Annotated in this window: 10 tRNA genes and 1 rRNA gene; all 11 read left to right on the forward strand. The window is 48.1% G+C overall.

The window, feature by feature from the left end:
• A 5S ribosomal RNA gene (gene rrf / locus KNQ13_RS15695) occupies positions 1-89 on the forward strand; the annotation flags it as partial.
• Between the two features lie 72 nt (positions 90-161).
• Positions 162-237: transfer RNA gene (locus tag KNQ13_RS15700), tRNA-Asp, on the forward strand.
• Positions 238-263: 26 nt separating this feature from the next.
• Positions 264-339, forward strand: a tRNA-Phe gene (locus tag KNQ13_RS15705).
• A gap of 9 nt (positions 340-348) precedes the next feature.
• A tRNA-Thr gene (locus KNQ13_RS15710) sits at positions 349-424 on the forward strand.
• Positions 425-434: 10 nt separating this feature from the next.
• Positions 435-510, forward strand: a tRNA-His gene (locus KNQ13_RS15715).
• A gap of 26 nt (positions 511-536) precedes the next feature.
• A tRNA-Lys gene (locus KNQ13_RS15720) sits at positions 537-612 on the forward strand.
• Positions 613-621: 9 nt separating this feature from the next.
• Positions 622-705 (forward strand) — tRNA-Leu (locus KNQ13_RS15725).
• 11 nt (positions 706-716) lie between these two features.
• Positions 717-791: transfer RNA gene (locus KNQ13_RS15730), tRNA-Gly, on the forward strand.
• Between the two features lie 44 nt (positions 792-835).
• Positions 836-918: transfer RNA gene (locus KNQ13_RS15735), tRNA-Leu, on the forward strand.
• A gap of 8 nt (positions 919-926) precedes the next feature.
• Positions 927-1,000, forward strand: a tRNA-Arg gene (locus KNQ13_RS15740).
• A gap of 5 nt (positions 1,001-1,005) precedes the next feature.
• Positions 1,006-1,082 (forward strand) — tRNA-Pro (locus tag KNQ13_RS15745).
• Positions 1,083-1,179 lie beyond the last annotated feature (97 nt).

Below are 1,179 nucleotides of genomic sequence, written 5' to 3' on the forward strand. Positions count from 1 at the left end.
CCCGTTCCCATGCCGAACACGGAAGTTAAGCACTTGAACGCCGAAAGTAGTTGGGGGCTTCCCCCTGTGAGGATAGGACGTTGCCAGGCATACTTTTTTAATAAAGTATTTGACAATTTTGACGGATTGATATATTATTATAGAAGTCGTCAAGTTACCACGGTCCTGTGGTGTAGCGGTTAACATGCCTGCCTGTCACGCAGGAGATCGCGGGTTCGAATCCCGTCAGGACCGCCATTTTTATTTACCGAATTTTTAATTATGGCTTTGTAGCTCAGTCGGTAGAGCAGAGGACTGAAAATCCTCGTGTCGGCGGTTCGATTCCGTCCAAAGCCACCATTTACACCTGCCGGTGTAGCTCAGCTGGTAGAGCAACTGACTTGTAATCAGTAGGTCGCGGGTTCGACTCCTGTTGCCGGCACCATCTTAATATGGCGGTTGTGGCGAAGTGGTTAACGCACCGGATTGTGATTCCGGCATTCGTGGGTTCAATTCCCATCAGTCGCCCCATTTTATTTTTTAACTTAATACTATTCGTGTCATTAGCTCAGTTGGTAGAGCATCTGACTTTTAATCAGAGGGTCGCAGGTTCGAATCCTGCATGACACACCATTTTTTTATGCGGGTGTGGCGGAATTGGTAGACGCGCTAGATTTAGGATCTAGTGTCTTTGACGTGGGGGTTCAAGTCCCTTCACCCGTACCATTTATATGTATGCGGAAGTAGTTCAGTGGTAGAATACGACCTTGCCAAGGTCGGGGTCGCGGGTTCGAATCCCGTCTTCCGCTCCAATTTCTAATCTAATCGTAACAACAAATAGCAAATAGCATAATTTGCGGTCGTGGCGGAATGGTAGACGCGCTAGGTTGAGGGCCTAGTGGTGGCAACACTGTGGAGGTTCAAGTCCTCTCGACCGCACTTATTATGCACCCTTAGCTCAGCTGGATAGAGTACTTGACTACGAATCAAGGGGTCGGGAGTTCGAATCTCTCAGGGTGCACTTTTCGGGAAGTAGCTCAGCTTGGTAGAGCACTTGGTTTGGGACCAAGGGGTCGCAGGTTCGAATCCTGTCTTCCCGACCATTATTTTTCATATCGGACTTTGAAAACTGAACGATGAGGCAAAAAACGTATCTTCGGATACAAACAATGAATGAAGCGCAAGCTTCGTCAACGTGAC

Source organism: Exiguobacterium sp. s128, from assembly GCF_018618815.1.
In the GTDB taxonomy this organism is placed as follows: domain Bacteria; phylum Bacillota; class Bacilli; order Exiguobacteriales; family Exiguobacteriaceae; genus Exiguobacterium_A; species Exiguobacterium_A antarcticum.